The 24,760-nt window shown below is 62.1% G+C and carries 20 protein-coding genes; 10 read left to right on the top strand and 10 right to left on the bottom strand.

From position 1 onward, the window contains the following. The first annotated feature begins 19 nt into the window (after positions 1-19). From B9A12_RS08000 to B9A12_RS07990, 3 genes are read left to right on the top strand one after another with little or no spacing between them, the layout of a single operon-like run. Positions 20-724 carry a flavodoxin family protein gene (locus tag B9A12_RS08000; protein WP_084057368.1) on the top strand — a complete coding sequence of 235 codons (705 nt, stop codon included), beginning with the start codon at positions 20-22 and terminating at the stop codon, positions 722-724. Beyond that, on the top strand, positions 687-1,241 hold the full coding sequence (locus B9A12_RS07995; protein WP_170920444.1) for a DUF1638 domain-containing protein: 555 nt from the start codon (positions 687-689) through the stop codon (positions 1,239-1,241). Before B9A12_RS08000 ends, B9A12_RS07995 begins: the two co-directional genes overlap by 38 nt. A gap of 29 nt (positions 1,242-1,270) precedes the next feature. After that, a complete protein-coding gene (locus B9A12_RS07990) occupies positions 1,271-1,981 on the top strand; it encodes a Crp/Fnr family transcriptional regulator (protein ID WP_084057366.1) in 711 nt (236 codons plus the stop codon). 354 nt (positions 1,982-2,335) lie between these two features. Here the strand turns inward: B9A12_RS07990 and B9A12_RS17310 are convergent, their stop codons facing one another. The 6 genes from B9A12_RS17310 to B9A12_RS07960 form a co-directional block, all read right to left on the bottom strand. Beyond that, on the bottom strand, positions 2,336-2,587 hold the full coding sequence (locus B9A12_RS17310) for a hypothetical protein (RefSeq protein ID WP_212636873.1): 252 nt from the start codon (positions 2,585-2,587) through the stop codon (positions 2,336-2,338). 803 nt (positions 2,588-3,390) lie between these two features. Continuing rightward, positions 3,391-4,944, bottom strand: a complete 1,554-nt coding sequence (locus B9A12_RS07980; protein ID WP_084057365.1) for a mercuric reductase — start codon at positions 4,942-4,944, stop codon at positions 3,391-3,393. 159 nt (positions 4,945-5,103) lie between these two features. Beyond that, positions 5,104-8,187 carry a DUF5714 domain-containing protein gene (locus B9A12_RS07975; protein ID WP_084057364.1) on the bottom strand — a complete coding sequence of 1,028 codons (3,084 nt, stop codon included), beginning with the start codon at positions 8,185-8,187 and terminating at the stop codon, positions 5,104-5,106. Between the two features lie 339 nt (positions 8,188-8,526). After that, positions 8,527-9,225: a patatin-like phospholipase family protein gene (locus tag B9A12_RS07970; RefSeq protein WP_084057363.1), complete on the bottom strand. Its 699-nt coding sequence runs from the start codon at positions 9,223-9,225 to the stop codon at positions 8,527-8,529. A 478-nt stretch (positions 9,226-9,703) separates the two neighbouring features. Then, complete coding sequence (locus B9A12_RS07965) at positions 9,704-10,834, bottom strand: SO_0444 family Cu/Zn efflux transporter (protein ID WP_084057362.1); 1,131 nt, start codon at positions 10,832-10,834, stop codon at positions 9,704-9,706. A gap of 20 nt (positions 10,835-10,854) precedes the next feature. After that, positions 10,855-11,208, bottom strand: coding sequence for an ArsR/SmtB family transcription factor (locus B9A12_RS07960; RefSeq protein WP_139796547.1), 354 nt, complete (start codon positions 11,206-11,208; stop codon positions 10,855-10,857). A 259-nt stretch (positions 11,209-11,467) separates the two neighbouring features. Between B9A12_RS07960 and B9A12_RS07955 the strand changes: the two genes are divergently transcribed. Further along, positions 11,468-14,824 carry a bacteriohemerythrin gene (locus B9A12_RS07955; RefSeq protein ID WP_084057360.1) on the top strand — a complete coding sequence of 1,119 codons (3,357 nt, stop codon included), beginning with the start codon at positions 11,468-11,470 and terminating at the stop codon, positions 14,822-14,824. A 108-nt stretch (positions 14,825-14,932) separates the two neighbouring features. Here B9A12_RS07955 and B9A12_RS07950 read toward each other — a convergent pair whose 3' ends face one another. Both B9A12_RS07950 and B9A12_RS07945 read right to left on the bottom strand, forming a co-directional pair. Next, a complete protein-coding gene (locus tag B9A12_RS07950; RefSeq protein WP_212636872.1) occupies positions 14,933-15,247 on the bottom strand; it encodes an AzlD family protein in 315 nt (104 codons plus the stop codon). Further along, positions 15,244-16,014 (bottom strand): AzlC family ABC transporter permease, encoded by a 771-nt coding sequence (locus B9A12_RS07945; RefSeq protein ID WP_084057359.1) that lies wholly within the window; start codon positions 16,012-16,014, stop codon positions 15,244-15,246. The genes B9A12_RS07950 and B9A12_RS07945 overlap by 4 nt, the downstream gene beginning before the upstream one ends. A gap of 601 nt (positions 16,015-16,615) precedes the next feature. On the opposite strand from B9A12_RS07945, the gene B9A12_RS07940 reads away from it, so the two are divergent. Genes B9A12_RS07940 through B9A12_RS07930 form a run of 3 tightly spaced genes read left to right on the top strand, consistent with a single transcriptional unit; the run spans position 16,616 to position 18,351 of the window. Continuing rightward, positions 16,616-17,317, top strand: coding sequence for an RNA polymerase sigma factor (locus tag B9A12_RS07940; protein ID WP_084057358.1), 702 nt, complete (start codon positions 16,616-16,618; stop codon positions 17,315-17,317). Between the two features lies 1 nt (position 17,318). Next, complete coding sequence (locus B9A12_RS07935; RefSeq protein ID WP_170920443.1) at positions 17,319-17,909, top strand: zf-HC2 domain-containing protein; 591 nt, start codon at positions 17,319-17,321, stop codon at positions 17,907-17,909. Continuing rightward, entirely contained in the window at positions 17,902-18,351 is a 450-nt protein-coding gene (locus B9A12_RS07930; RefSeq protein WP_084057356.1) for a DUF3106 domain-containing protein, read from the top strand. Before B9A12_RS07935 ends, B9A12_RS07930 begins: the two co-directional genes overlap by 8 nt. A gap of 209 nt (positions 18,352-18,560) precedes the next feature. On the opposite strand, the gene speB is transcribed toward B9A12_RS07930, so the two are convergent. Next, entirely contained in the window at positions 18,561-19,946 is a 1,386-nt protein-coding gene (gene speB, locus B9A12_RS07925) for an agmatinase (protein WP_212636871.1), read from the bottom strand. 62 nt (positions 19,947-20,008) lie between these two features. Next, entirely contained in the window at positions 20,009-20,317 is a 309-nt protein-coding gene (locus tag B9A12_RS17305) for a hypothetical protein (protein ID WP_212636870.1), read from the bottom strand. Positions 20,318-20,853: 536 nt separating this feature from the next. On the opposite strand from B9A12_RS17305, the gene B9A12_RS07915 reads away from it, so the two are divergent. From B9A12_RS07915 to acnA, 3 genes are all read left to right on the top strand, one after another. Further along, a complete protein-coding gene (locus B9A12_RS07915) occupies positions 20,854-21,369 on the top strand; it encodes an NUDIX domain-containing protein (RefSeq protein WP_212636869.1) in 516 nt (171 codons plus the stop codon). Between the two features lie 124 nt (positions 21,370-21,493). After that, the gene (locus tag B9A12_RS16940; protein ID WP_170920442.1) at positions 21,494-21,859 is read left to right on the top strand and encodes a VOC family protein; all 366 of its coding nucleotides are present in this window, start codon (positions 21,494-21,496) and stop codon (positions 21,857-21,859) included. Between the two features lie 124 nt (positions 21,860-21,983). After that, positions 21,984-24,737, top strand: a complete 2,754-nt coding sequence (acnA, locus tag B9A12_RS07905; protein ID WP_084057352.1) for an aconitate hydratase AcnA — start codon at positions 21,984-21,986, stop codon at positions 24,735-24,737. The last annotated feature ends 23 nt before the right edge of the window (positions 24,738-24,760 follow it).

Here is a 24,760-nt window from a genome sequence, read left to right as displayed (position 1 = left end):
GGTAAAGAGGGGAAACGAAATGACGCGCATCCCGATCATTGGAATCTCAGGGAGCCCGATTCGGAACAGCAACACGGATCGGATGGTGTTGAAAGTCCTGGAGGCCAGCGGGCTTCCCTTCGAATTCGTTAAGCTCAGTCGCCTGAACGTGAGACCATGCATCGCCTGCCTCGGCTGCAAAGACGATAACCAGTGCAAAGTGAAGGACGACTTCCCGCCGCTTGCCGAGAAGCTGAAGGGGGCGGCCGCTGTGGTCGTCGGCGGTTATGCTCCCTACGGGTCGCTGGATGCCTTCACCAAGGCGTTTTTGGAAAGACTCTTTTCTTTGCGCCACCAGAATGGGCTGAACAGGGGAAAGCTGGCCGTGGCGGTGGTCACGGGCATCGGACGAGGCGCCCCCGGCTTGGACGAATCCGCTGGTCAGCTCACCCATGCCTTGCGCCTGGAAGGCATGGAGGTTCTGGAAACGTTGAAGATTGTCGGCAATCCGGAATGCATGGTATGCGGATATGGCGAAACGTGCTCCATGAGTGCCATCCCCTGGATCTTCGGCCAAGATGCCCGTATCACGCCGGACAAGTTCCGCCGCGTTGAAGATCAATCAAGCGTTTGGGAGCGGACCCACAAGGTGGGAAAAGAGATTCGAAAGCGCCTGCGCTCTGAGCGGGGGATGGGAAGGGGGGGAAATGAAAGCCCTCGTGGCATGCCGGATTTTCGAGGATGAGTTGCAAGCTTGCCTTGGCGATCGAAGCGATGTGACCATCCATTGGGTGGAGGCGGCTCTCCATGCGGACTTGGGTCGCCTGGAGGAAGGCATCTGCCGCGGACTTCACGAGATTTTGCCCGAAGGCCGTCCGCCGTATCTTCTTTTCGGCACAGGATGCCATCCCGAGCTCAAACGGATCGCCGAAGAAAACGGCATGGAGCTGGCTCCTTATCGCAACTGCCTGGAATGGATGGTTGGTCCGAGAGCGCGTGAGCTGGAAAAGGACCGCACCATGCTCATGACTCCGGCCTGGGTGCGCACTTGGCCCACCCTCATGGCCGCCTTGGGCTGGGATGTGGTGGAAACCCGGATCCAGCTGGGACGTTATGACCAGATCCTCGTGTTGGACGCAGGACTCAATCCTCTCAGTGAGGAAGAAATCCTCACTTTCTTCGATCTGGTCCAGGTGCCGCTGACGGTCGAACCGGTGGATATAAGGGAGTTCTGTACTCGCCTTCGGCAGTTCATCGGATAAGCCAACCGGAGTTTCCAGGAGAACCTTGCATGGGATGCCTGTGCGAAGAACTGTTCGGCGAAGATCTGCGGGTCCACCCGGAGTGCATCGGCAATCTCTGGCTCTTCGAGAACCTGGAACCGGCGGACATCCAAGCCCTGGTTTCGGCGGCCGAGCGCCGGATCTATGAGGAACGGGAGGTCATCTTTTACCAGGGGGAGGCGCTGCGCCGGATGTTTCTTATCAAGGCCGGACGCGTCAAGCTCAGCAAAGTGCTGGAAGACGGCCATGAAATCACTCTGGACATACGAAAACCCGGCGATTTTTTAGGCGAGCAGATCCTTTCGGAAGAAACGCAATATCCGGTCAGTGCGGTGTGCATGGAACGCACCCTGATCTGCGGCTTCACCAAGGAAAGATTCGAGGCGCTGATTCGCCAACGGCCGGCTGTGGGGCTTCAGGTGATCCGGAATCTGACCAAGAGAATTCAGCTCTTGACGGATCGGGCGGAGAGCCTGTCCTTTTCCAATCTGGAGGAGCGTCTCTACAGGGTGTTGGTGAGCGTGGCCAGGGAGCACGGCAGACGGACCGCCGGGGGATACGCCATCCATTTTCCTTTGACGCACGAGGAACTGAGCTTTCTGGTGGGAGCCCATCGAGTGAGCATCACTCGGGCCATGGGGAGACTCCGGGACGGAGGGCGAATCGCCGTGCAGGACCGTCATGTGGTTGTCTACATGGCGCCATCGAATGAGAGCTGATCCGCAGCGCCCCGAGCGTAAAGATGCGCCGGCCGGATCCGGGCGGAAGTTCCCGACCGCCGGGCGGGAGCCTGGCACTCCCAGCACGGCAACCCAGGATATCCCCACTCAGATCGCTCCATGCCTTCAAGCCATCTCCTGCCCATATCCCGCACTGGACCATCTCCACTCGTGCGGATTTTTACACGACCCTGCCTTCCCGGGGTTGTTGTGTATGTAGGCGATCACCGCATTCAGATGGTGCTGGTCGCGAATGTATCGATCCCAATAGTCTCGCATCCAAAAACGCTTGCCGGGCACGCTGATCCCCAGCTCGGCGGCATGGGCCAGCGCCCACCTGCCGGTGTAGGATTTTCACGACTGCACCATCTTGGACAAGGGAGCCTGCTGTTCGATCAGCACATGCACATGGTTGGGCATCACGCACCAGGCCAGCAGCCGGTAGCGTGAGCCGTCGAAATACAAGAGGTTATTCTGCACCAACGCGGCAAGACGTGGATGGCGCAAGGCGCAGCAGCCCATGCCCAGATCCAGCCACGCTTCGATGCGCTGACGCCTCCACTTCTCCCGCTCGTTTACGGGCTTGGTTGCCGGTTCTCGCTCCAACTGGGGCAATCTCTCCTGTGGCAACGAATCGGCCAGGCGAAAGGTAACAGATTGGAGCAATGCCGGCGCATCCAAATGAGGCAGATACCCCCGGCTGTACCAGCCTTTGTAAGCGTGATTCTCTTTACCGGGCTGGAGCCCGGTGCTCCCAGGGGGCGGCGAACCAGGGCTCGACATCACTGGGAACACCGAGCTCTGGCTCGGCAATACCTTCCGCGCTGAACCGCAGGATCCCAGCCTACCAGGTTGGTGTTTCATGGCGCCACCTCCGGCTTCACCAGCCGCACTCGGCCGGTGAACAGTTGCTGCTGGGTTGCCCTTCCAATAAAATGCACATGTCAGATTTACGATCCAAAAACAAGGAAGGCATGCATCAATAGGGGCCCTACACGGGTGGCCGCCACCATGATCACTGACAAGGGACAAATGATCCACATCCGAAATACTTCTGAGGCGGAGCCGATCCATGTGGAAATGTTCAATGCCCTCGGACTTCCGCTCTGTCCCTGGAAAAGGGTCCTGAGCATTGATTGAAAATTTGTAGGGAAAAATGAAAAACCACATTCTAAGAATAACAACAACATACGCCAAAAAGTGACAAACTTGGGCTAGGAGCCTGCCAGATAATGGCCTTTCGCCCTTTTGTGGCCTTCTGACCAGTTGAAATTTCACCGGCCCCGTGGTGCTTTTTGCGTTCCGAGACAGCCTTGTAGGGGCGGGTTCCGAACCCGCCCCTACGGCGGCCTGGCCAAGCCGACCGCACGGGCCCCCAGGCAGCAATCTGGGCGTTCCCGGACAAGTTTTTAGGTGTTGAAGAGCCTGAGGCGCCAGGCCATGAGCTTTGCAAGCATCTTTTTTGTCCTCGGGGTGAGTCGGCTTCGATTGTAAAGATCGCCCGCCTTGCGTAAACCTTCCCCCACGGTGGGATAGGGGTGGATGGCGGCCGCCAGGCCTTTCAGGCCGATCTGGTGAGTGATGGCCAGGCTCAGCTCCCCGATCATATCACCGGCGTTGGGCGCCACCACGGTGGCCCCGACGATTCGATCGCTTTCCTTGCGCGTATGGACCCGCACCATCCCCTCGCTTCGGCCTTCCAGGACAGCCCGGTCCACTTGGGAAAGGGGAAGGTCGAAGGTCCGGATCTCCACTCCTTGCTTGCGAGCCTCCTTTTCATAGAGGCCCACATGGGCGATTTCCGGGTCCGTGTAGGTGCACCATGGGATGGTGAGGGCACTGGCCTTGGCTCGGCCCCAGAACAGGGCGTTTTGGATCACGATGCGAGCCATGAAGTCGGCCGCGTGGGTGAACTGGTAGGGGGAACACACGTCCCCAGCCGCATAGATCTTCGGATGGGTGGTGCGAAGGCGCTCGTCCACGACCACACCCTTGGGCGTGGCGGCCACTCCCACACGGTCCAGATCCAATCCTTCCAGGTTGGGAGCCCGGCCCACCGCCACCAGGAGATGGTCCACGTCCTCCTGCCTGGCCCGACCGTGGGTGTGCACCCGGATACGGACCGCCCCGTCCGGGCCGGGACTCAGTGCCAGGTCCCGCCCGCAGCACAAGAGTTCCACTCCATCGCGCTCCATGACCCTCCAAACGATCTGTGAGGCGTCCGGATCCTCCCGGGGAAGAATCCCGTGCAGGGCTTCCACCAGAAAGACCCTGGATCCGAACCGGGCGAAGGCCTGGGCCATCTCGCAGCCGATGGGACCGGCGCCGATGATCCCCAGCCGCTGGGGAAGCTCGGTCAGGGAAAAGAGCGATTCGTTGGTGAGGTAGGGAACCGTTTCCAAGCCGGCAATGGGCGGAGCGGCGGCACGGGCTCCGGTGGCGATAACGGCCTTTTGAAATCTGAGACGTGTGCCGTCCACGTCCACCGTTTGGGAATCCACAAAGCGGGCGTTCCCGAAGAAAACGTCCACCCCCAGGTCCGCAAGCCGTTGGGCGGAATCATTGGGGGCGATGGAGGCCCGCAGGCGGCGCATGCGCTCCATGACCCGTGGAAAGTCCACGCGGACGCCTTCCGGGACCAGGACACCGAAACGGTCAGCGTCGCGCACCGCTGCGGCGGCGCGCGACGCGGCCAGAAGAGCCTTGGACGGCACGCAACCCACATTGAGGCAGTCTCCGCCGAGCATGTGCCGTTCCACCAGAGCCACCCGGGCGCCCAGGCCCGCAGCGCCGGCGGCGGTCACCAACCCGGCGGTGCCCGCTCCGATGACCACCAGGTTGTAGTGGGAAGCAGGCTCGGGGTTCTTCCAGTCCGCCGGACGGACCAAGGAAGCCAATTCCCGGTTTGCTTCATCCCAGGGCTGCAGCACGGCGGGCGTGTCTTCCGAGTTGTGATTCCCCATGATTCTCCCTTCTTGGGCGAGCCCGCGCGGCGTGCCTACCGGAGCCCGACCGATGGAAATGTCCCCCATCCTTCATCCCGTTGGGGCTTGAGCAGAAGGTTTTCCCACCTGACATGGACTCCGTTGGTCCCGCTGCGAACTCCGTCTATCCATCCATCGTCACGCCGAAATCCCCTGGTCCGCGCATCCGTTGAGATTCCTGAGCAAAGGGCAGGTGGCGCCAAGACATTCGCGGTTCTTTGCCTGCTGGCGGCATTTGAGGGGATGGTTGGCACCCAATGGGCGATCCAGGATGTGGTTGGAGAGTTCGGCCGCTTTCTTGAGAGCGATCCAGGAATCCCGCTGGCAGCAACGGGCGGCATCCAGGGCCGCGATCTCAGCCAGGGCCGCCTGGGTGGCCTGCTGGGCCAGGCGGCGTTGGGGGCCCTTGACCGGGTTGGCCTCCACCAGGATGGAAAAGGCGATTCCCACACCCACCGCCGCTCCACAGCAGCCCATGAACCCGCAGGACCCGCCGGGGATCCGGGAGCCGCGCCGCAGCGCGGAACGGATCTGATCCTCGCCCACCGGGCCGCCCGCATTGCGGTAGGCGGTCACGATCACGGCGGGCACCAGGGCGTGGTGTTCCGGTCCGTGGACCGGCATGGCCGGATGGCGGCGGATCTTATCCATCAAGGCGATCAGGTCCGTTTCGGAAGAGGCCAGACAGATGTGTTCCATGACCGAGAGGGCGTCTCGGGAATGACAGGCGTCGCAGACGAAGTGGCCTTTGAGACACCGGGCGGAAGACAAGAAGCGGCCACCGCAATAGGAACAGGTTCGAAGCACTTCCGAGGACTCGTAGGACAGCGGTTCTCCGCACACCATGCATCCCGAACGGCGTTTAAGCGCAATGCTTCGGTCTTCGCCGAAGGCGGGACTGTTGGGTGGCGTCGGGGCCGCATCGCTCCGTGCGCTGGGCGGCTCCTCCGGCGGCGAACAGGCGCAGCAGTCGGTCTCTTCCCGGTTGGTGACAGCCCCCGCAGAATCCAGAACCCACAGCTGATCGTTCAGGACCTCCGCCTCCCATTGCGGGATCCGGTGGACCGGGCCGGCAGTGAGCCGTCTTCCGGAAAAGGTGACCACGGCCGCGAAGGGGCCCGGGTAGAGGACGGGAACCGCGGCGTCGGCGCCTTCTTTGCGGGCTTCGAAGGTGAGGCTGTGGAACCGATGTCCTCGGACCACGCGGTAGGGAAACCTCTTGATCAGGCGCACGGAGCTGAACCCGGATTCTTCCAGGATCCCCACCAGATCCCGTTGCGTGAGCGCACCGGCGATGCACTCGCCGTGGAGCACCGGGTCGTTGCGGACGGCCGGATATGGATCGGTATCGCAGACCACGTCAGAGACCACCAGCTTCCCGCCGGGGCGCAGGATCCGATGGATTTCTTGGAAGGCGCGTCGCTTGTCGGTGGAAAGGTTGAGCACGCAGTTGGAAAGGACCACGTCCGCCGTCCGGTCTTCCAGGGGAAGGGATTCCAGAAGGGAACGGAGGAAGGTCATGTTCTGGTAGCAGAGGCGTTTTGCCGTGTGTTGGGCTCCGGTTCGAGCGCGCTTGAGCATGGCTTCCAGCATGTCGATGCCGATGACGCGTCCGTGGCGTCCCACCCGCTTGGACGCAATGAAGCACTCCACACCGGCTCCGCAGCCCAAATCCACGACCGTCTGGCCCTCTCGAAGACCCGCATCCACCACCGGGCTCCCGCAGCCGTAGCCGCGAAAGCGATATTGTTCCGGGATATGGGCCATGAGATCCTCGGGGTAGTGGACGGGATTGAGGATGTCCAGTTTGGGGCGGGCGGCGGCCTCCGAATAGAAGTCGCGAACCACGGAGAGGCTGGACGGGGCGGCCAGGGCCAGCAGGCAGTTGGAATGGGTGAAGGCCACACCGCCATGGCCGTTTCCGCAGCTTTCCAGGATATCGCCCATCTTGAGGCGAAGGGCCGGGCCGTGGGCGGGGACGGCGCTGGGAGCACGGTGGGAGATGAGCCAGAGTGCCAATTTCTCGTAGAGCGCCATGTAGGGATCGCTTCCCAGGAAGCGGCCTCCGGCCAGGTAGCTGTGATCGGGATCGCCGCCGCCCAGGATGAACCGGAGCGGATGATCGAGCCGCGCGGCCGTTTCGCGCCGGATTTGCTGGAAGAGGGGACTTTCCTTCCAGGCCTTTTCCAGTCCGTGGGGCCAAGGCACGGCCAGTTCGGGAAGGCCCACCAGGGCGGCCGAAGGGTAGAGGTTTCCGTCGGGGCCCAGGGCCAGCGACTCCCATGCCATCCCGCTTCCGTCGTGGCGGGTTCCCGCCGGGGAAAAGACCTGGGACGCCAGGGCCTGAAGGTTGTCCACCGAAATGCCCAGGGATTGGGCTCGTTGGGCGGCACGGCGCACGGTCGAAAAGAGTTCGCCGGGCGGGACGAATTCTTCCGACACGCCTCGCCCCCGGACGAAGTACCACATGAAATGGATGTTGGACGCCCCCACTTGTCTTGCCAGTTCCGGCATGTGGGGCACGTCGTCCAGGTTGGAACGGGTGGGACACATGGAAAGGGTGAAAGGGATCCCCATGCGGGAGATTTCCCGAAGTCCCCGCACCGTTCTGGCGAAGGTCCCCTTGCCACGCACCGCGTCGTGGCGTTCCTCCAGTCCGTCCAAGCTCACCTGCAGGTGCAGCCGTTCGGGATCCCAATGGTTCTTTTCCAACACGGAACGGGCGGCCAGCCCGTTGGTGAGCACCACCACATGGGTGTCCGAAAGCTCCAGGAGGGCTTCAATAATACGGGGAAAATCGCGGTGCACCAAGGGTTCTCCTCCCGTGAGGGCGAAAAGACGGCAGCCCAGCTCATGGGCCTGCCGAGCCGCTTCCAGCACGGCTGCCGCCGGCAGCTCACGGGCCTGGGAAGGCGATGAGGCGAAAAGGCAGTGACGGCACGAAAGGTTGCACCGGTCGGTCAGATGGATCCAGAATTCCTTGAGATGACGGGGTCTCAAAAGGTCCGCCCTGCCCGTGTAATCCGAGGGAGCGGCTTCGGGCAGTCGATTCCAGAAGCGGTCGGCGTCGTGGGTCGGCAGACGCCCCGGCTTTGCTGTCGCTTCCAGAAGAAGACGATCTCCCGGCTCGTTGGGGACCATCCAGCAGGGGGGATCCGGTCGAACATAGATGGGCGTGGTGTCCCAGTGCATCCGCATCCACTCGCGGGGATCAAAAGCCATGGTGAACTCCTCGTGTCTTCTTGTGCTCCAATTTGCGTGTCTCGGCGCCTCCTTGGGAGACTGTGTAACAATGGCCTTTCTGACAAATGCAATGCAACTGTGCCATGTGATGTTTCTTGAATTTTGTAGGGGCGGGTTCGGAACCCGCCCCTACAGCGGCCTGGTCAGGCCGCCCGCCGAAGCCCACAGCGAGCAATCGTGGCGTTCTCGGCCACGCTCCCGGGCCGTCGTTTGGGGGGGTGTCCGGGCCCCTGATTCCATGGACCTGCCTCACGGTAGCGTCCTCGGCCCGGGGATTCAAGGAGAAGGCGCCCCTGGAGGCGCCATTTCCTCATCGTATCAAGGGGCTTCGCCATGGGAATGGGGCGCCCCATAGACGCCGGGGCCGCTCAATCTGGTCTGGGCGAGAAAGCCGGCGGCGGCATCGAAGCCCATGCGCACGAGCTCCTGGCGGTGGGAAAAATCGTAGGCGGGGACTTGTTGCGGGCATGGGGCCGGCAGCAAGGGGACGTGGGCCGAAACGGACCCATCCACGTAGAGTGCGGATCCGATGGACACAGGGGGAAAGACCACCGGGATGGCGGTGCTGGCCAGAAGATGACGCCGGAGATCTCCCGAGGTGAAAAGCTCGGTTTGTCCAGTAAAGTAGTTGGTGGCGACCACAACCAAAGCGGCTTGTAGGCGTTCGTAGGATGCCGGGGCATGGGCGGCGATGAGCTGCTCCATGGCTTCACAGGAGACCGGGGAGATGCGGCGAAAAAGAAGATGGAAGGCACGGCGAAGGGTGGGCCGGCCGAACACATCTTCTTTCTTGAGATTTTGCCAGATGCGGGCCAGTTCTTCCACCCGGGCCAAAGAGATGTCTTTGGCCACAAAGGCGGCGTTCAAGGCCCCGGCGGAACTTCCCACCAAAAGATCGGGCCGGATGCCGGCCTCCAGCACGGCGCGCAACATGCCCACTTGGGCCGCACCCAGGGAGACGCCTCCGGAAAAGACAAAAGCCACCGGTTTCGGTAGGCCGTGGAGTTGTCGCGACATGGCGTTTCCTCGTTGAAAAGGCGGACTGGCCGGGGATTGGGCCGGCGCCGAAAGGGTCTTGACGGCTCCGGCGGTAGGGGCCCCCGCCGGGCCGCCCCCTGCGAGCGCAAAGTCTGTTCATTCCCAGATGGGCGTTGCCGGATATCCTGGCAGTCCCCAATTTTGCGTCCCCGCACGGAGGGAGCACTCCGGGCCCTCTCACACAGGCTGATGAGAACCTGTCCTACCCTGGCTTTTAGGCCTTTTGGTGGATTTCCAACGGGTTGCAATTCCCCCGTTCCCGGTGTTTCTTTTTGCGTGCCGTAGGGGCGGGTTGGGAACCCGCCCTTGCAAAGCTCAGAAACTTCACATGGCACAGTTGAATGGCATTTGTATGAAAGGCCAAGGGCCCATTGTCAGACAAGCTGCCAGGGGGCGGCCACCGCAGGGCCTTTCGCCACCCAAGACCGGCGCGCCGCGCCGGTTAACGGGAGGAAGATCAGGTGCCGGGAAGGGATGAGCACGAGCAGGAGCCGGCCCCGGGCTGGAATCTTGTGGCGGACAGGCGCTTGCGGATCTTTGATGCGATGAGCGGAACCAGATAAAGACTCAGGAGCAAGATCCCCGACACGATTTCCCACGGATACGGGGTGGTGTTTTGGACCCGAAGGAGCGTGGCGGCCAGGGGAAGCTGGAAGGTGTGGAACAGGACATTGGTGAGCCAGCCCATGATCAGGGTGCACGCACCCACGGAAAGGAGGTAGACGGCGGTAACGGCCTTGCCCCAAAAGCGCGCAAGTACCGTCAAGGTGGCGGTGTTGGTGGCGGGCCCTGCCAGGAGGAAGACCAGCGCCGCTCCAGGGGAAAGTCCTTTCAAGATCAACGCTGCGGCAACCGGGGTGGACGAGCTGGCGCAGATGTAGATGGGAATTCCCACCACAAGCATGAGCACCAGGGACCAGCCTTCGTGGGTGGAGAGAAACCGGGAGACGTCTTGAGGGAGGACGACCGCAATCACCCCGGAAATCAGGATCCCCGCAAAGAGCCAGCCGCCCAGATCCTGGAGCAGATCGAAAAGGGCGTAGTGCACGCCGTCCACAATCCGGCGGCCGAAAGACGGCCCTGTTTTCGAGGAGCTGGGCGCGGACTCGGCCGGTCCGTTGGGTTGCGCAAAGGGAAACGGCGCAGTGGGCGGCGTGGCCGATTCCGGCAGGCGATTGACGATCAGCCCCGTGACCGTGGCGGTGACAAGGGCGGCCAGGGGCCTCAAGACGGCCAGAACCGGGCCCAAAAGGGCATAGGTGATGGCGATGGAATCCACGCCCGTTTCGGGAACAGAGACCAGAAAGGCTGCGGACGGCCCCTTGGCCGCGCCGCGTTTGCGCAAATCCATGGCCACCGGCAGGACTCCGCAGGAACAGAGCGGCAGCGGGATGCCCAGTATCGAGGCCTTCACCACGGCCGCCGTGGTCCGGCCCCCCAGGTGTTGCAGAACCTTCTCTTCCGGCAGGAAGGCCTTCACCCATCCAGCGGCCAGCAGTCCAAAGAGGATGTAAGGGGCCGCCTCCACGAGGATTTGCCAGCTGTTTTCCAAAACCTTGAAAAGGACCAGATAAGAGGATTCCAGCATCGTTTCTCCTTGGTAGTGGATCACTGCTCGGCCACGTGATCCAGCCCTTCACGGAAGAGGCGGCGTACGTGATCATCGTCCAGTGAGTAGAAGGCCATCTTGCCTTCCCGGCGAACTTTCACCAACCGGGCCACACGCAGCAGGCGGAGCTGGTGGGAGACGGCCGACTGGGAAACAGCGGTGGCGGCCGCCAGGTCGCACACACAGAGTTCCCCCTGCTGCAGGGCGCTCAGAATGCGCACCCGGGTGGGATCTGCCAGGACCTTGAAGAGTTCCGCCAGGCGCCCTGCGGTTTCCTCTGATACCATGGCCGATCGGGCCGCCTCCACCTTGTCCGGGTGAATGCAAAGGACCGCACAGGTCTCCGGATCCATTGATTCCTCCACATATGAGCATGTGTTCATGCAATGCTATCCAAAGGACCTTTTCCTGTCAAGGTGCCGTTGGAGAGGGGCCGGCTTTTTTCGCGTCCGGGATTCCTTGGGGCGGGGGATCTTCATGGTGGGGAATCCGCGGGGACCGCTCGACGATTTTGCCTCAAGGTTCTGGGCATGGGAACCGATAGGGTGAGTGGATGGGCGCGCGGGCGCTAAGTGACCATTGATCGGAGAGAAAGGAAAGGAGCCGATTCTCATGCGATTGACATTAAAGTCCAAGTTGATCCTCCTCTGTGTCGCCATGGTGGCCGTTCCCCTGACTGCCAACACGATCCTGAACGCCGTTCTGTCCACGTCCCAGTCCGAGCACCTCAACCAGTATCTCAAGGATGCGATGGTCAAAGAGGCCAAGGCCCGACTGAGTACCATTTTGGAAAACGACCATGCCCTGGTATCCAACCTGGTGCAGCAGACCGAAAACGACGCGCAACGGCTGGCGGCCTCATCCAACCTGCAAGGTTATCTGAGCGCCGAGACGGGAACCAACGAAACCCTGAGAAATCTTGGAAAGGAACGCGTCTTTGCCGAGATCGGCCGCTTTTTCGACCTGCTGGAGGCGCGCCGGCGTTCGGTGGAACAAAAATTGACAAGGGATTTGAAACTGGCTCGCGCCGTCATGAAGCAGTACGGGATGGCGGTCACCGCGGGAATTGAATACCGCTGGAAGGCGAAAAACGAGCTCACGGGTGAGGCACAGTCCATAAAACTTCCCCTGATTCAATTCGGCCAGAAACTGCTCTACCCCGTCGATTCGTTGGACCAGGAGGTGGCCGTCATCGATGATGTGAAGGCCATTTCGGGAAGCGACTGTATCATCTTTCAACGCATGAACGAGGCTGGAGATATGCTTCGGGTCGGCTCCAGCGTCGTCAAGGGCGAAAAGATGCGCCACGTGGGCACCTTCGTGCCGGCCAAAGGTGCCCAGGGAGATCCGAACCCGTTCATCCAAGCGGTCCTCCAGGGGCAAACGTACCACGCCAGGGAAAAGAGGGACGGCGAATGGGTCCAAAGCCTCTACGCGCCTCTAGTGGATCCCTTTGAACAAGTGATGGGGGCCGTGGCCGTCACCATCCGGGAAAAGGATGTGGAAGGAATCCAGAAAGCCATCGCCTCGGCTCACCTGGGCACTTCGGGCATCTTCTTCATCGTGGATGGGCAAGGAGTCATCGTCGCCCATCCGGATAGCGAGCAGGTGGGTAAAAAGGTGGGAGACCTCCCCGATGCGTCACAGATTTTGGCCGCCTACTCCAAGGCGCGTGAGGTTGGCAAAGCCTTTATCAGCTTCAAGGGTGGAGATGGTGTCCCGCGGGTGATGGCAGGTATTGAATATGTCGATTACGGCTGGGTCATCATGGCCACTTGCTCGTGGGAGGATCTGGCGGGAGAAGCACAGAAAGCCTACTGGCGCGGATTCCGCGGGGAGATGGAGGCCCTTTGGAAGCTGGGCGTCGTACATACCGCGCAAGGCGAAAGGCCACTTTACAGCCAGGTTCGCTACCTGGATGCAAAGGGCCGGGAAGTGCTCAAATTCGTGGACGGCGCCTTCGTGCACGATCTGGAAAACAAGAGTGCCACCTCCTGGTTTCAAGAGGCCGGCAAGGCCGACGGCCCCGTGAACACGGGTGTCGTCTTGGCCGAATACACGGGCAGGCCTGAGATGCGCGTGGTGATGCCCCTGCGGGAAAAGGATCAATTCATGGGGGCAGTGGTGGTCAATCTGGACTGGGCCGTCGTCTGGGAGGTGTTGTCATCCAAGACCTATGGAAAAACGGGCTATTCATACGTGGTCAATCCGGAAGGAATTCTTATTTCCCACCCCAAGTACACTCTGACGGACGGGATTGCGCTGACCGATGCCCGTTACGGCGTGCTTGGGGAGCTCATGAAAAAGGGGCTTGGTGGTGAGAAAGGAACGGGGGCCTACGAGTTCGAGGGCGTTGCCAAATTCGTGGCCTACAAGCCGCTTCGGGTGGGAGACGCCACCTATGTGGTGGCCACCACCATGGCCCAGGACGAACTCATGGAGACGGCGCGGCATGCGGCCCGGCAACTGGGCGAAGGGCAGTGGCAATCCATGAAGTGGGCCCTGGGAATCGCCCTGGTGATGTTGGCCGTGGGCGGAGGGGTCGCCGTGGCCTTCGGCCGTCGGACCGCCGCCCCCATCGTTCAAGTGGTGGAAGGCCTGAGCGAGGGAGCGGACCAAGTGGCGGGAGCGTCCGAGCAGGTGTCGGAATCGAGCCAGGAACTGGCGGACGGGGCTTCTCAGCAGGCGGCCTCTTTGGAAGAAACCTCTTCGGCCTTGGAAGAGATGGCGGCCATGACCCGGCAGAATGCGGACAACGCCTCCCAGGCCGACGCCATCACCAAGGCGACAGGAGAGAACTTGGTGGAAGCCCAAAAGGCCATGGAGACGTTGGAAGAGGCCATGGGAGACATCGGCGAAGCCAGCCAGGAGACCCAGAAGATCATCAAGACCATCGATGAAATCGCTTTTCAGACCAACCTGCTGGCGCTCAATGCCGCCGTGGAGGCGGCCCGGGCCGGCGAGGCCGGTGCCGGCTTTGCCGTCGTGGCCGACGAGGTGCGCAACCTGGCCATGCGCGCCGCGGAAGCGGCCAAAAATACATCCGAGATCATCGATCGAACCGTTCAAAAGGTCGGCTTTGGAAACGAGGCGTCGGAACAGGTATCCAAGGCGTTTGCCAAAGTGGCCGAAGGATCGGCCCGGATCGGCGAGCTGGTCTCCGAAATCGCTGCGGCCAGCAGTGAGCAGGCCGAAGGCATCGAGCAGATCAACCGGGCCGTTGCCGATATGGACCGCGTTGTGCAGCAAAACGCCGCCAATGCGGAGGAATCCGCTTCGGCCAGCGAGGAGCTGCGGGCCCAGGCCCAGCAGGTTCGCGAATACGTCCAGCAACTGGCCCAAGTGGTCGGAAGCCGGCAGGCTCATTCCGAGGATGCGCCCGCGTTGCCCCATCATTCCGAGATGAAACGCTTGAAAGGCGGGGCCCAAAAGCCTAAGGAAGTGAGTCCGCCCGCTTTGCCTCAAAGGCGGCTTCAAAGTGCGGCCCGTTCCATCGCCCCGACGGCCCACAAGCAAGGAAAGCCGGCTCCGGGGCCATCCGCCGGAAAGGATGTGATGGTATGGACCGACGAGTATTCCGTGGGGGACTTTGATTTGGATCGTCAGCACAAAAGGCTCTTTGCCTTGGTCAATCAATTGGCCCACGCGATGCGACAGGGCCAAGGAAAGAAGGTATTGGAACCGATTGTGGGAGAATTGGTGGACTACACCCAAACCCACTTTGAGGACGAGGAACGAGCCATGGAGCGGTGCGGTTATCCCGATCTGGCCGCCCACCGGGAAACGCACGCAAAGTTTGTGCAAAAGGTCCAGGAGGTCGTGGACAAATTCCAGAAGGGCGAGGTGGGCTTGAGCTTCGAAGTTCTGGAATTCCTGGAAACATGGCTGAAAAAGCATATCCTGGGAACCGACTGCCAATATGCGCCGCACCTTTCCGGCGGCCGGGAGGACGCCTCCGACCTGTTTTGATGGAAGACCCGTACGCCGAAAACATCGGGTGTCGCATAAAGGAACGCGGCGGGGCCGGGGTGCGGAGGCACCCGGCCCCGCCCGGCTTTTGCCGACCTGGTCGGTCCGCTAGCCCGCAAGGTATTGTCCGGCCAGTTTGACGGCCATGCCCACCAGCATGGCCAAAAAGACGTTTCCGTTTTTCAGGGAAACGGCTGCGGTGCAGGTGGCGGCCACAATGCCGGAAGGGCCTGCGGCCAGTATTCCCGGGGCCACAAGGGCCACCAGAAGCGTGCCGGGAAGCGCCTCCATAAAGGCGCGGGATCTGCCACCACGGGGCAATCGGCTGGAAAGAAGGAGCCCCCCCAGACGCAGTCCGTAGGTCACCAACGCCGCGGCAACAATGGCCCCATAGGCCTGCAGGTCCTGCCCGTTTCCCATCATGACTCCGCTTCATCTCCACCGTGCCGGTTTTTGCGGCAGGCGGCCACCAGCGACCCGGCCAGGGCCCCGCAAATGATATACCACTTGCCGGGAAGAAGGCGTTCCACGACCACGGCCGTGGCGGCGGCCACCACCCAAGGAACCGTATCGCTAGCCCCCCGCCAAAGAGACATGGCCAGTGCCGTAAAGACGGCCACAAAGGCGAAGTCCAGGGCATAAACCGACGGATCCTCGATGGCCGCTCCCAGTAAGTGGCCGGAAAGGGTACCCAAGCACCAGGCCGTCACCACGCACAATCCCCCTCCCAGAAGAAAGCCCGTGGAAACATATCCGTCACGACGGCGTACCGCCATGGTGACGGCCCAGTTTTCATCGGCCACCAGGTGCATCCGGCATGCCTTGTGCCAGAACGAAGCACCGCGAAAAACGGGTTCCAGGGAGGCCCCGATGAGAAGGTAGCGCAGGTTGATGGCCAGCACGGCCAGGGTCATTTCCGCGATGGGAAGGGGGGGCACCCACATGTCCACCATGACGAACTGGGCCGATCCCGCAAAAACGCTGAGATTCATCACCAGCAATTGAACCCAGCTGATTCCCTTTTGAACCGCCAGAACCCCCAGGACGCTTCCGTAAGCGGCCACGCTGGCCGCCACGGGAAGGTTGGCTGTGAACCCTTGGCCCACGTCCTGAAGGGCAACAAAACGTTCGTCTCGTCCCACCTGAAGGCTCGGGTCGTTGGGGCATCTGGAGGATGTCTCAGGGTTCATCTCGGCTCCCGGTTCAGCAAGAGTGCGCGAGACCGCACTTTAGCGCAGGAGCGGGGGCTTGAAAAGAACCTGTCCGTGGCCGCGCCATGGACACTGGCTTTCTCACACATTCCCGTTGCCCACGGCCAGAAATCTTCTGGCGCTTGTCATCCCATGGGAGCGTTGGGGGCATCCAATGGGTTGAGACGAGGGCATGGGTCGTAAAAGGGAGATGGGAAAAAAGGGAGGTGAATCATGCGAGCCCGAAAATGGTTGACGATCGTGGTAGTGAGCGTGGGATTTTGGATGCTCCCCGCCATGGCCCGTGCGGACTGGGTTCGGTACGGTCGCGGGGTTGTTGTGGTGCATGGGAGGGCTCCCGTGGTAATCCAATGCGATGACTGCCGGGTTCATGGTCCTTGGCCCCGTTGGCGGTCCCATGTGCGCTGGCATCAGCACCGAAAGTGGATGAAGCGGCATCACCATTGGCGTCATGGGGGAGGCGATGGCTTTTTCCTTGGAGCTTCCATCCACAGCCCGGGTCTCACCGTGATCTTCCGCTCCCGTGATTGAAATGGGGGCCGAGGCCGGCTAAGGGTAAAGCTGAGGATAAGGAGGCAGGTTGGCAGAAGACCGGGAAGTGGGGAAGGGCAGGTGCAACGTGCTGAGCGCGGCTAGGACGCAAGTGCCGTCAGCAGACGAAGCGCCTTCGGCCGGTCCTGTTCCGGACGATCACGAACTGGTGCGCCGGGCTCAAAAGGGAGACCGGCAGGCCATGGAACGCCTGCTGGCCTCCCACTATCCCAGGGTGCTGGCCACCGCCTTTCGGCTGTGCGACTTCGACCTTCCGAGAGCCCAGGAGACGGCCCAGGAGGCCATGATCCAGGTGTTACGCCACATCGGCCGGTTTCAAGGGCGTTCGGCGTTCAGCACGTGGCTGCACCGCATCGTGGTCAACACGTGCCTGATGGAGAGGCGAAAGCGCAAGAGGCGGCTCTCCCTCTGGGACGGATGGCGCTCTTCCCGAGGGGAGGATCCGCCCAGCCGGGATGGGGTGGGATCGGGCGTTCCCTGGATGGGGACCTGGCCCGCCTGGGCGCGGGGCCAACCGGGCCTGCGAAACGATGTTCAGCAGGCGTTGCGGTTGCTTTCGGAGCGGCAAAGGACGGTCTTCATTCTCAAGGTTTTTGAAGAGATGACCCTCAAAGAAATTTCGGAAGCCACGGGCATGGCTCTGGGAACGGTCAAGACCCACCTGGTGCGGGCCATGCAAGCCATGCGAAGGCATCTTCAGGACTACGACGGAAACCATGAGGGGCACTGACATGGGCGGGTGCAAAAAGTTTCGGGACACTGCGGCGCTCTATGCGGCGGGAGCGCTGATGCCGGGAGAACACGGGCGATTCGCGGAGCATCTGTCCTCCTGCGCCCAGTGCCGAAGGGAAGTGGAGGCATGGATCGATTTCCTTGAGGACGTGAGTGGGGCGGAGAGACTGCCGCAGCCTTCCGCCGGCGAGGCGGCTCGAGCGGCGGCGCTGGCCCTTCGGCGTTTGGGCGAGGAATCGACGGAAAAGCGGCGCCCAAGGTGGCTGCCCATGTCACTTCCATGGGCATGGAACGCTCGGTTCTGGGCCGGAGCCGCGGCTTGCACCTTGTCTCTTTTGCTGTTACTGGGCGGCGTTCTATGGCACCGTTTGGAATCGAGGCATGCCCAACCGATCCGCATGACACAGGAGACGAAATTGGTTCCGGATGAGATGGACCTGGTCAAGCACCTGGATCTTTTGAGGGACCTGGAAACCATCGAAAGGGTTGTGCAGACTGTGGACGCTCCATCCAGGTCCGGGGATCGGCCGGGGCCCGGACATGGGCAGGGGCTGCGTAAAAGCGAGGAAAGGGTAACGGCCCATGGGTAGGTTGAGAGCCTGGTTGCCAATCGCCATTCTGTGGGGCTTTCTTTGGGTGCCGCACGCCGCCTGGGGAGGGTATAAGGATGGGGCCGCCGCCCGCTGGGAGCGGCCCTGGAGGGTTGTGACCTCTTTGCCTGCGGGGGCCGTCCTGGCCAAAAGGCACGCGGGGAATGCCGGCGGATTGGGCCCGGGAAACGACGGCCTGGACTGGCAGAAGCGGTACCGGGAGTGGCAGTCGCTCAGTCCTGAAGAAAAGGAAAAGATTCGAAAACGATACGAAAAATACAAGAGCCTTCCGGAGCCGAAAAGGAAGCTTTACGAAAAGCGCTACCGGCAGTGGGAGCGCCTGACGCCGGCGCAGAAAAAGCGGGTGGAAGACGGTCTGCGCCGCTGGGATCAACTCACGCCCCAAGAACAGGAATCCATCCGCCGCCTCTTTTTAAGATGAGCTTCACGACCAGGCCTTCCCCCACGGGCGTGGCGCGGCTGTGGGTGGAGACGGCGCGCCCCATGGGGTGCGGAACGATCGGAATTTGATCCCCTTGCAGCGAGGCACCGGAATGTGGGGGGCGTGTCCTGTTGGGCAAGCTGACCTTGACTGGAAACGGGTTGTGGGTGCCCCGCGCAAAATCCCGAATAGCAGATCCGGGCGATGGCTCAAGAGCCCTCCGCTTGAGTCAACATTCGGGCCAGGATTTCCTTTAATAACTTGGCTCCCACGGCGGCGGTGATCCCCAGCGGATCCCGCTCGGGGTTGATCTCCACCAGGTCGGCTCCCACTAGCCGGCCTCGGATTCCGGCGATGAGATCCATCACGTCCCGCGGAGACAATCCGCCGGGCTCGTGATGGGAAACACCGGGGGCGTAGGCCGGATCCAGGCAGTCCACATCCAGGGACAGATAGACAGGGCCTTCGAAGGCCATCGGCTGGGGTCCCCGCCACCGGTCGCTGGGAAGGACTTCCACGCCGTAGCGCTCTGCCACCCTTTTTTGTTCCGCGTTCATGGTGCGGATGCCCACCTGAACGAGCCTTTGCGCCAGGCCCTCTTCCAGGATGCGCGCGAAAGGCGACCCGTGGCTCATGGGGTTGCCGTCCAGAGCCGGGTAGAGGTCGGGGTGAGCGTCCAGGTGCAGGATGTTCAACGGGCCGTGGTGAGCGGCCACAGCGCGCACCACGGGGACGGTGATGGAATGATCGCCTCCCAGGGCCAGCACGGAGCCACCCCTTTTGACAATGGCCGCCACGGCCTCTTGGACCTTCTCCACCATGGAATCCGTTCGAGAAAAGCTGAGATCTCCCGCGTCCGCCCATCCATCGCAGGTGCGCAGATCCAGGCCGGATTCGGCCGTGAGATTCATGGACCCCGAATGGAGCGCCTCCCGAATGCGCCCGGGGGCGAGAGCCGGACCCCGTCGGTGGGAGGAATGGGCGTCGAAGGGAACGCCGAGCACGGTGACCCGGGCGCCCAATTGCTGGAGGCGATGGACCAGCCAGGTCAGTTCGCGGACCAGAGGGGCAAAACGGCCCCGACGCCGAAAGCAGTGGACCAGGCTCTTGTAATACCAAAGGGTTCCCGATTTCCCGCCCCGAAATCGGGTCCAGACCGATGCCCCTTCCCGTTCCAAATCGGCCACGATGGTGCGGGCGTTGTGGACCTTGTCCGCAAGGGTGATGAGCACCGCATCGGCCGGCGCCGTCTCCAACCGGGCCAGGTAGGCTTCCTTGCGTTCCCGCCAGGGGGGCTTGGGGCTTTGGAGGCAGTCGGAACAGGCTCGAACCAGCCCGGCCACTCGCTCTCCGAAACGAACCCGAATGGCCTCCAGGGTGTCTTCGCCGCCTTGATCCTCTGCCGCGTCGTGGAGAAGAGCTGCCACGGCCACGTCCTCGTCCCCTCCGTTTTCCAGCACCAGGCCGCCCACGGCCAGGAGATGGGACACATAAGGGACGTGGGATCCCTTGCGTACCTGCCGGTGGTGGTAGTCGAAGGCCGCCCCCAGGGCATCGCGGAATCGCTGGGAAAGGGCGGCGAACTGGTGCTTCACCCCATGGCGTGACTCCCTGCGCTCGGTGTTTCCTTGGCCCCCCAAAGCGTCCCGGCCCACCCTCATCCTGAAAACATGGGAAGGCGAACGGAAGCCGATTCTGGGACATTCCTCTCGCGGGCCTCTTCCGTCCAAAGGGATTCCAGCCCCTCTTTCCAGTGGGCGAAGAATTCCTCCATGGACTCCACGAAATCGGGATCGTGTTCCGTTCGGTTCAGGGTGCCGTGGACCACGATCTTATCCAGAGCGGGCGGAAAGCCCGTGGTTACGGTCCACGGGAAGGCATTGGGGCATTCGGGCATGGTGAAACGAACACCTCCGTTGATCTTTTCCCGGTGGATGACGAACCGGCCCCAGATGCAAAAAATCACCCCCGTCTCATCGCGCACATCGGATGCCGACTCAATGGATGCTTAGTAGCGGGGGAGCGACTCGATGGTGCAAAGCCGTTGGATCTCTTCCTGCGTGGCCTGTTGTTCGGCGATGGTGAAAAACTCCATGGGGACCTCCACGTGGTGGTACTTGGAACATATCGGGCGTTTGGGAGCGCGGGTCCCATGGTTGCCCTTGGGGCGTTGGCCAAGCGAAGTGCCTCCACCGGCTTATGGTTTCGTACCGCCTGGGTTAAGGGCGGGCGGCATGGGCGCCCAGTGTGCGGATCCTTCTACCATGGCGCAGGTGCCCGGGTGAAGGATCTTCAGCGGATGCGGCCCCCAAGATCTGTAACGGGAAGGCGCCCGTGGGATTGGAATCCGATGGAACCTCCCATGACCCGTCACGATAGGGCCGAAAGTCTTCCGGTTTTGGACTTGATGGAGACGCCCGTTTGATGCCATGTTCAGAGACGTGAACGAAAACGTTTCCATGGACCTCGTGATTCTCCTGGGTGCCAATGAAGGATCGGAGAATGAAATATTGCCCCCTGTGCGCTTCCCTGCTGGAAGAGCGGATCCTGGACGCACGTCCCCGCCTGGCCTGTTCCTCCCCACAGTGCGACTATGTTTTTTGGAACAATCCCACACCGGTGGTGGCCGCCGTGGTGGAAGTGGAAGGCTCCATCGTCTTGGTGCGAAGCAAGGGCTGGCCGAAGAAGTTTTTCGGTGTGGTGGCGGGTTTTCTGGAAGCCGGGGAAACGCCCGAGCAGGGAGCGCTTCGCGAAGTGCAGGAGGAATTGGGCCTGGATGGGCGCATCGAAGATTTTCTGGGCATCTATTCCTTTTTTGAAAAGAATCAGGTGATCTTCGCCTACCATGTGCAGGCGGAAGGGCAGGTGAGCGTGGGAGACGAACTGGCGGAGGTCAAGCTGTTGCCGCCCGAGAAGGTTCGACCGTGGGATGCGGGAACCGGTCCGGCGGTGCGAGAGTTTCTGTCGCGCCGGGGCCTTGGGGAAGCGGGGGGCGGCTCTGAAAGTCGCCGTCCGTGATGCGCGGTCTATGGGGGGCGAGGGGCGCCGGCGCCTCGGCCTGTGCCACACCCGCGTTGAGGCGCCGGTGGGGGGCCTGCGCCACCCAGGGTTCTTCACGCATCAACGTCATGGAGGGTCAACGATGGGAAAGAAAGTGCCGGCCGGAGAGCAGCTGGTTCTGGCCATCTATGTGCGCAACCTGGAGCGATCCGCCCGGTTTTTTACGGACTTTGGGTTTGTGATCAACCGCCGGGATGGTGTCTTCATGGAACTGCGCTGGGACGATTCCCTGCTCTTTCTGGTGGAAATGCCGGATGTGAAGCCCCCGGAAGGGGCCATCGGCAATGTGCGGGTGGTTGTGGAGGATGTGGACGGGATCTATGAAAAGGCCCGGGCGCTGGGCCATGAGATTGTCACGGACATTGGAGACCGGTACTACGGGATGCGGGACTTTGTGGTGGCGGGCCCGGACGGCATCAACCTGCGGTTTGCGGCCCTGCGGCCATGAGCGGATCGGACCGAGGGGCCGGAATTGATCCAAGGTGCTCCAGGTCTCAGCACGGGCGGCGCCTGGGGACCGGCCGTCCCATTCCAATGGAAAGGTGATCGGAATCGATGGGAGAGCTCTAGGAATGGACAAAGAACGGTTTACGAGAACACTGGAGTGGAACGGAAGGCGACTCACCGTCTTCGATATCACCGCGCTGGAACGGGAAGGGATGGCGGACATAAGGCGCCTGCCCTATTCCATAAGGGTCCTGGTGGAGAACGTCCTGAGAAAGATGGATGGCCGGATTGTCAAGACCGAAGATCTGGAAAAGATCGCTCGGTGGCGCCGCACCTACCAGGAGCCGGTGGAGATTCCGTACCATCCGGCCCGGGTTCTGATGCAAGACTTCACCGGTGTACCCGCCGTGGTGGATATCGCCGCCATGCGCGACGCCATGCGGGATCTGGGCGGAGATCCCCGCAAGATCAATCCCCTGGTCCCCGTGGATCTGGTCATCGACCATTCCGTGCAGGTGGACGCCTACGGCACGGAACGGGCCGTGGAGATCAATGTGGCCCGGGAGTATGAACGCAACCGAGAGCGCTACGCGCTGCTCAAGTGGGCTCAAAAGAGCTTTTCCAACATGCGTGTCGTGCCGCCCCGGTCCGGGATCTGCCACCAGGTGAACCTGGAATACCTGGCGCAGGTGATGGTGGTGGCCGCCGGGCCGGACAAGGACCATGCCCTGGTCTTCCCGGACACGGTGGTGGGCACCGATTCGCACACCACCATGATCAACGGGTTGGGGGTGCTGGGCTGGGGTGTGGGCGGCATCGAAGCGGAGGCGGTGATGCTGGGCCAGCCCTACACCATGGCCATCCCGGAAGTGGTGGGGGTCCGTCTCACGGGCCGGCTGCGGCCCCATGTGACGGCCACGGACCTGGTGCTGCGAGTGACGGAAATGCTCCGGGCCCGCAAGGTGGTGGAAAAGTTCGTGGAATTTTTCGGCCCCGGTCTGGCGAGCCTGAGCCTGCCGGATCGGGCCACGGTGGCCAACATGGCCCCGGAATACGGCGCCACCGTGGGATTCTTTCCCGTGGACCAGGTGACCGTCGATTTTCTGCGTCTCACCGCACGGGACGAGCAAGCGGATGTGGTGGAGCTATGCGCCAAGGCGTCCGGGTTGTTTGCAGACGGTTCGCACGAACCGGAATATACGGACGTGCTGGAGCTGGATCTGGCCACGGTGGAGCCTTCCGTGGCGGGGCCCTCCAGGCCCCAGGACCGGGTGGAACTCGGGGTTCTCAAGGAACAGTTCGCGGAAGTGCTGGGCTGCCGCTATGGGTCCCAACCGTCGGTTCAGGATCTGTCCACTTTCATGGAGGAGTCGGGCTGCCGGACGCAACGACTGCGCACCTGTCGGCCGCTGAGCCATCGCTTTTTCGATGTGGAAATAAACGGCCGACTCTCCCGGATCGGTGACGGGTCCGTGGTCGTTGCGGCCATCACCTCGTGCACCAACACCTCCAACCCGGCTGTCATGCTGGGCGCGGCCATTCTGGCTCGAAATGCGGTGAAGCGCGGCCTCCAGGTGCCGGCCCATGTGAAGACATCGCTGGCGCCGGGCAGCAGGGTGGTGATGGATTATTTGAACGCGTCCGGACTCATGCCCTACCTGGAGGCCCTGGGCTTCCATTGTGTGGGCTTTGGATGCACCACGTGCATTGGAAACAGCGGCCCTCTGCCCGCCTCGGTGGAAGAAGTGATCGTTCGAGAGAACCTGAACGTGGCCGCCGTCCTTTCCGGAAACCGCAATTTCGAAGCCCGGATCCATCAACGCATTCGGTCCAATTACCTGGCTTCCCCGATCCTGGTGGTGGCCTTCGCCCTGGCCGGCCGGATCGATGTGGACATGGACAACGAACCCGTGGCCCTGGATCCCAACGGGGATCCGGTCTACCTGGAGGAGCTCCTTCCCACGCAAGAGGAGATCCGGTGGATGGTGAAGGAGACGGTGCGCAAGGAGTTTTTCCAGAATCAATATGCGTCGGTGCTGGAAGGAGACGCCCTGTGGCAGGGGCTGGAGGTGGACGAGAGCGTCACCTTCCCGTGGGATCCGGCTTCCACCTACATTCGAAAGCCCCCTTATTTTGACGGCATCACCCCCGAGCCTTCCCCCGTCCAGGACATCCAGGGCGCCCGAGCCCTGCTGGTCCTGGGCGACTCGGTGACCACGGACCATATCTCCCCCGCAGGAGCCATCCCCGCCGATTACCCGGCCGGTCAATACCTCCTTTCCAAGGGCGTGGAACCGGCGGATTTCAATTCCTACGGATCCCGGCGGGGCAACCACGAAGTGATGATGCGCGGAACCTTCGGCAACATCCGCATCAAAAACCAGTTGGCGGACGGCAAGGAAGGAAGCCTGACACGCAAGTTTCCCGAGGGCCGGGAAATGTTCGTCTATGATGCCGCCATGGCCTACCGGGAGGAGGGCGTGCCCCTGATCGTTTTGGGCGGCGCGGAGTATGGAACGGGATCGTCGCGGGACTGGGCCGCCAAGGGGCCCAATCTGCTGGGGGTGCGGGCCGTGCTCGCCCGGTCCTTCGAACGGATCCACCGCAGCAACCTGGTGGGCATGGGCGTGCTCCCCTTGGCTTTCCAAGAAGGAGAGAGTTGGGAATCACTGGGCCTGAACGGAAGCGAACGGTTTACCATCCGCGGTCTGGAAGATCTTTCCCCCAGAAAGGTTCTCACCGTGAGTGCGGAAAGGCCGGACGGATCGGTCGTCACCTTCCAGGCGATCGCGCGCCTCGATACGGACGTGGACGTGGACTATTTCCGCCATGGGGGTATCCTGCCCTATGTGCTGAGAAAGCTCCATGGGGAAGGCTGATGGACGGACCGTGGGGGCGGGGA

It is taken from the genome of Desulfacinum hydrothermale DSM 13146 (assembly GCF_900176285.1).
GTDB lineage: Bacteria > Desulfobacterota > Syntrophobacteria > Syntrophobacterales > DSM-9756 > Desulfacinum > Desulfacinum hydrothermale.
This window is presented reverse-complemented; position numbering and strand designations above follow the sequence as displayed.

Excerpts from the sequence above, each read along its gene's own strand:
- B9A12_RS08000 (WP_084057368.1), top strand. The coding sequence starts at position 20 with ATGACGCGCATCCCGATCATTGGAATCTCAGGGAGCCCGATTCGGAAC.
- B9A12_RS07995 (WP_170920444.1), top strand. The coding sequence starts at position 687 with ATGAAAGCCCTCGTGGCATGCCGGATTTTCGAGGATGAGTTGCAAGCT.
- B9A12_RS07990 (WP_084057366.1), top strand. The coding sequence starts at position 1,271 with ATGGGATGCCTGTGCGAAGAACTGTTCGGCGAAGATCTGCGGGTCCAC.
- B9A12_RS07980 (WP_084057365.1), bottom strand. The coding sequence starts at position 4,944 with ATGGGGAATCACAACTCGGAAGACACGCCCGCCGTGCTGCAGCCCTGG.
- B9A12_RS07975 (WP_084057364.1), bottom strand. The coding sequence starts at position 8,187 with ATGGCTTTTGATCCCCGCGAGTGGATGCGGATGCACTGGGACACCACG.
- B9A12_RS07970 (WP_084057363.1), bottom strand. The coding sequence starts at position 9,225 with ATGTCGCGACAACTCCACGGCCTACCGAAACCGGTGGCTTTTGTCTTT.
- B9A12_RS07965 (WP_084057362.1), bottom strand. The coding sequence starts at position 10,834 with ATGCTGGAATCCTCTTATCTGGTCCTTTTCAAGGTTTTGGAAAACAGC.
- B9A12_RS07960 (WP_139796547.1), bottom strand. The coding sequence starts at position 11,208 with ATGGATCCGGAGACCTGTGCGGTCCTTTGCATTCACCCGGACAAGGTG.
- B9A12_RS07955 (WP_084057360.1), top strand. The coding sequence starts at position 11,468 with ATGCGATTGACATTAAAGTCCAAGTTGATCCTCCTCTGTGTCGCCATG.
- B9A12_RS07950 (WP_212636872.1), bottom strand. The coding sequence starts at position 15,247 with ATGATGGGAAACGGGCAGGACCTGCAGGCCTATGGGGCCATTGTTGCC.
- B9A12_RS07945 (WP_084057359.1), bottom strand. The coding sequence starts at position 16,014 with ATGAACCCTGAGACATCCTCCAGATGCCCCAACGACCCGAGCCTTCAG.
- B9A12_RS07935 (WP_170920443.1), top strand. The coding sequence starts at position 17,319 with ATGGGCGGGTGCAAAAAGTTTCGGGACACTGCGGCGCTCTATGCGGCG.
- B9A12_RS07930 (WP_084057356.1), top strand. The coding sequence starts at position 17,902 with ATGGGTAGGTTGAGAGCCTGGTTGCCAATCGCCATTCTGTGGGGCTTT.
- B9A12_RS07915 (WP_212636869.1), top strand. The coding sequence starts at position 20,854 with ATGAAATATTGCCCCCTGTGCGCTTCCCTGCTGGAAGAGCGGATCCTG.
- B9A12_RS16940 (WP_170920442.1), top strand. The coding sequence starts at position 21,494 with ATGGGAAAGAAAGTGCCGGCCGGAGAGCAGCTGGTTCTGGCCATCTAT.
- acnA (WP_084057352.1), top strand. The coding sequence starts at position 21,984 with ATGGACAAAGAACGGTTTACGAGAACACTGGAGTGGAACGGAAGGCGA.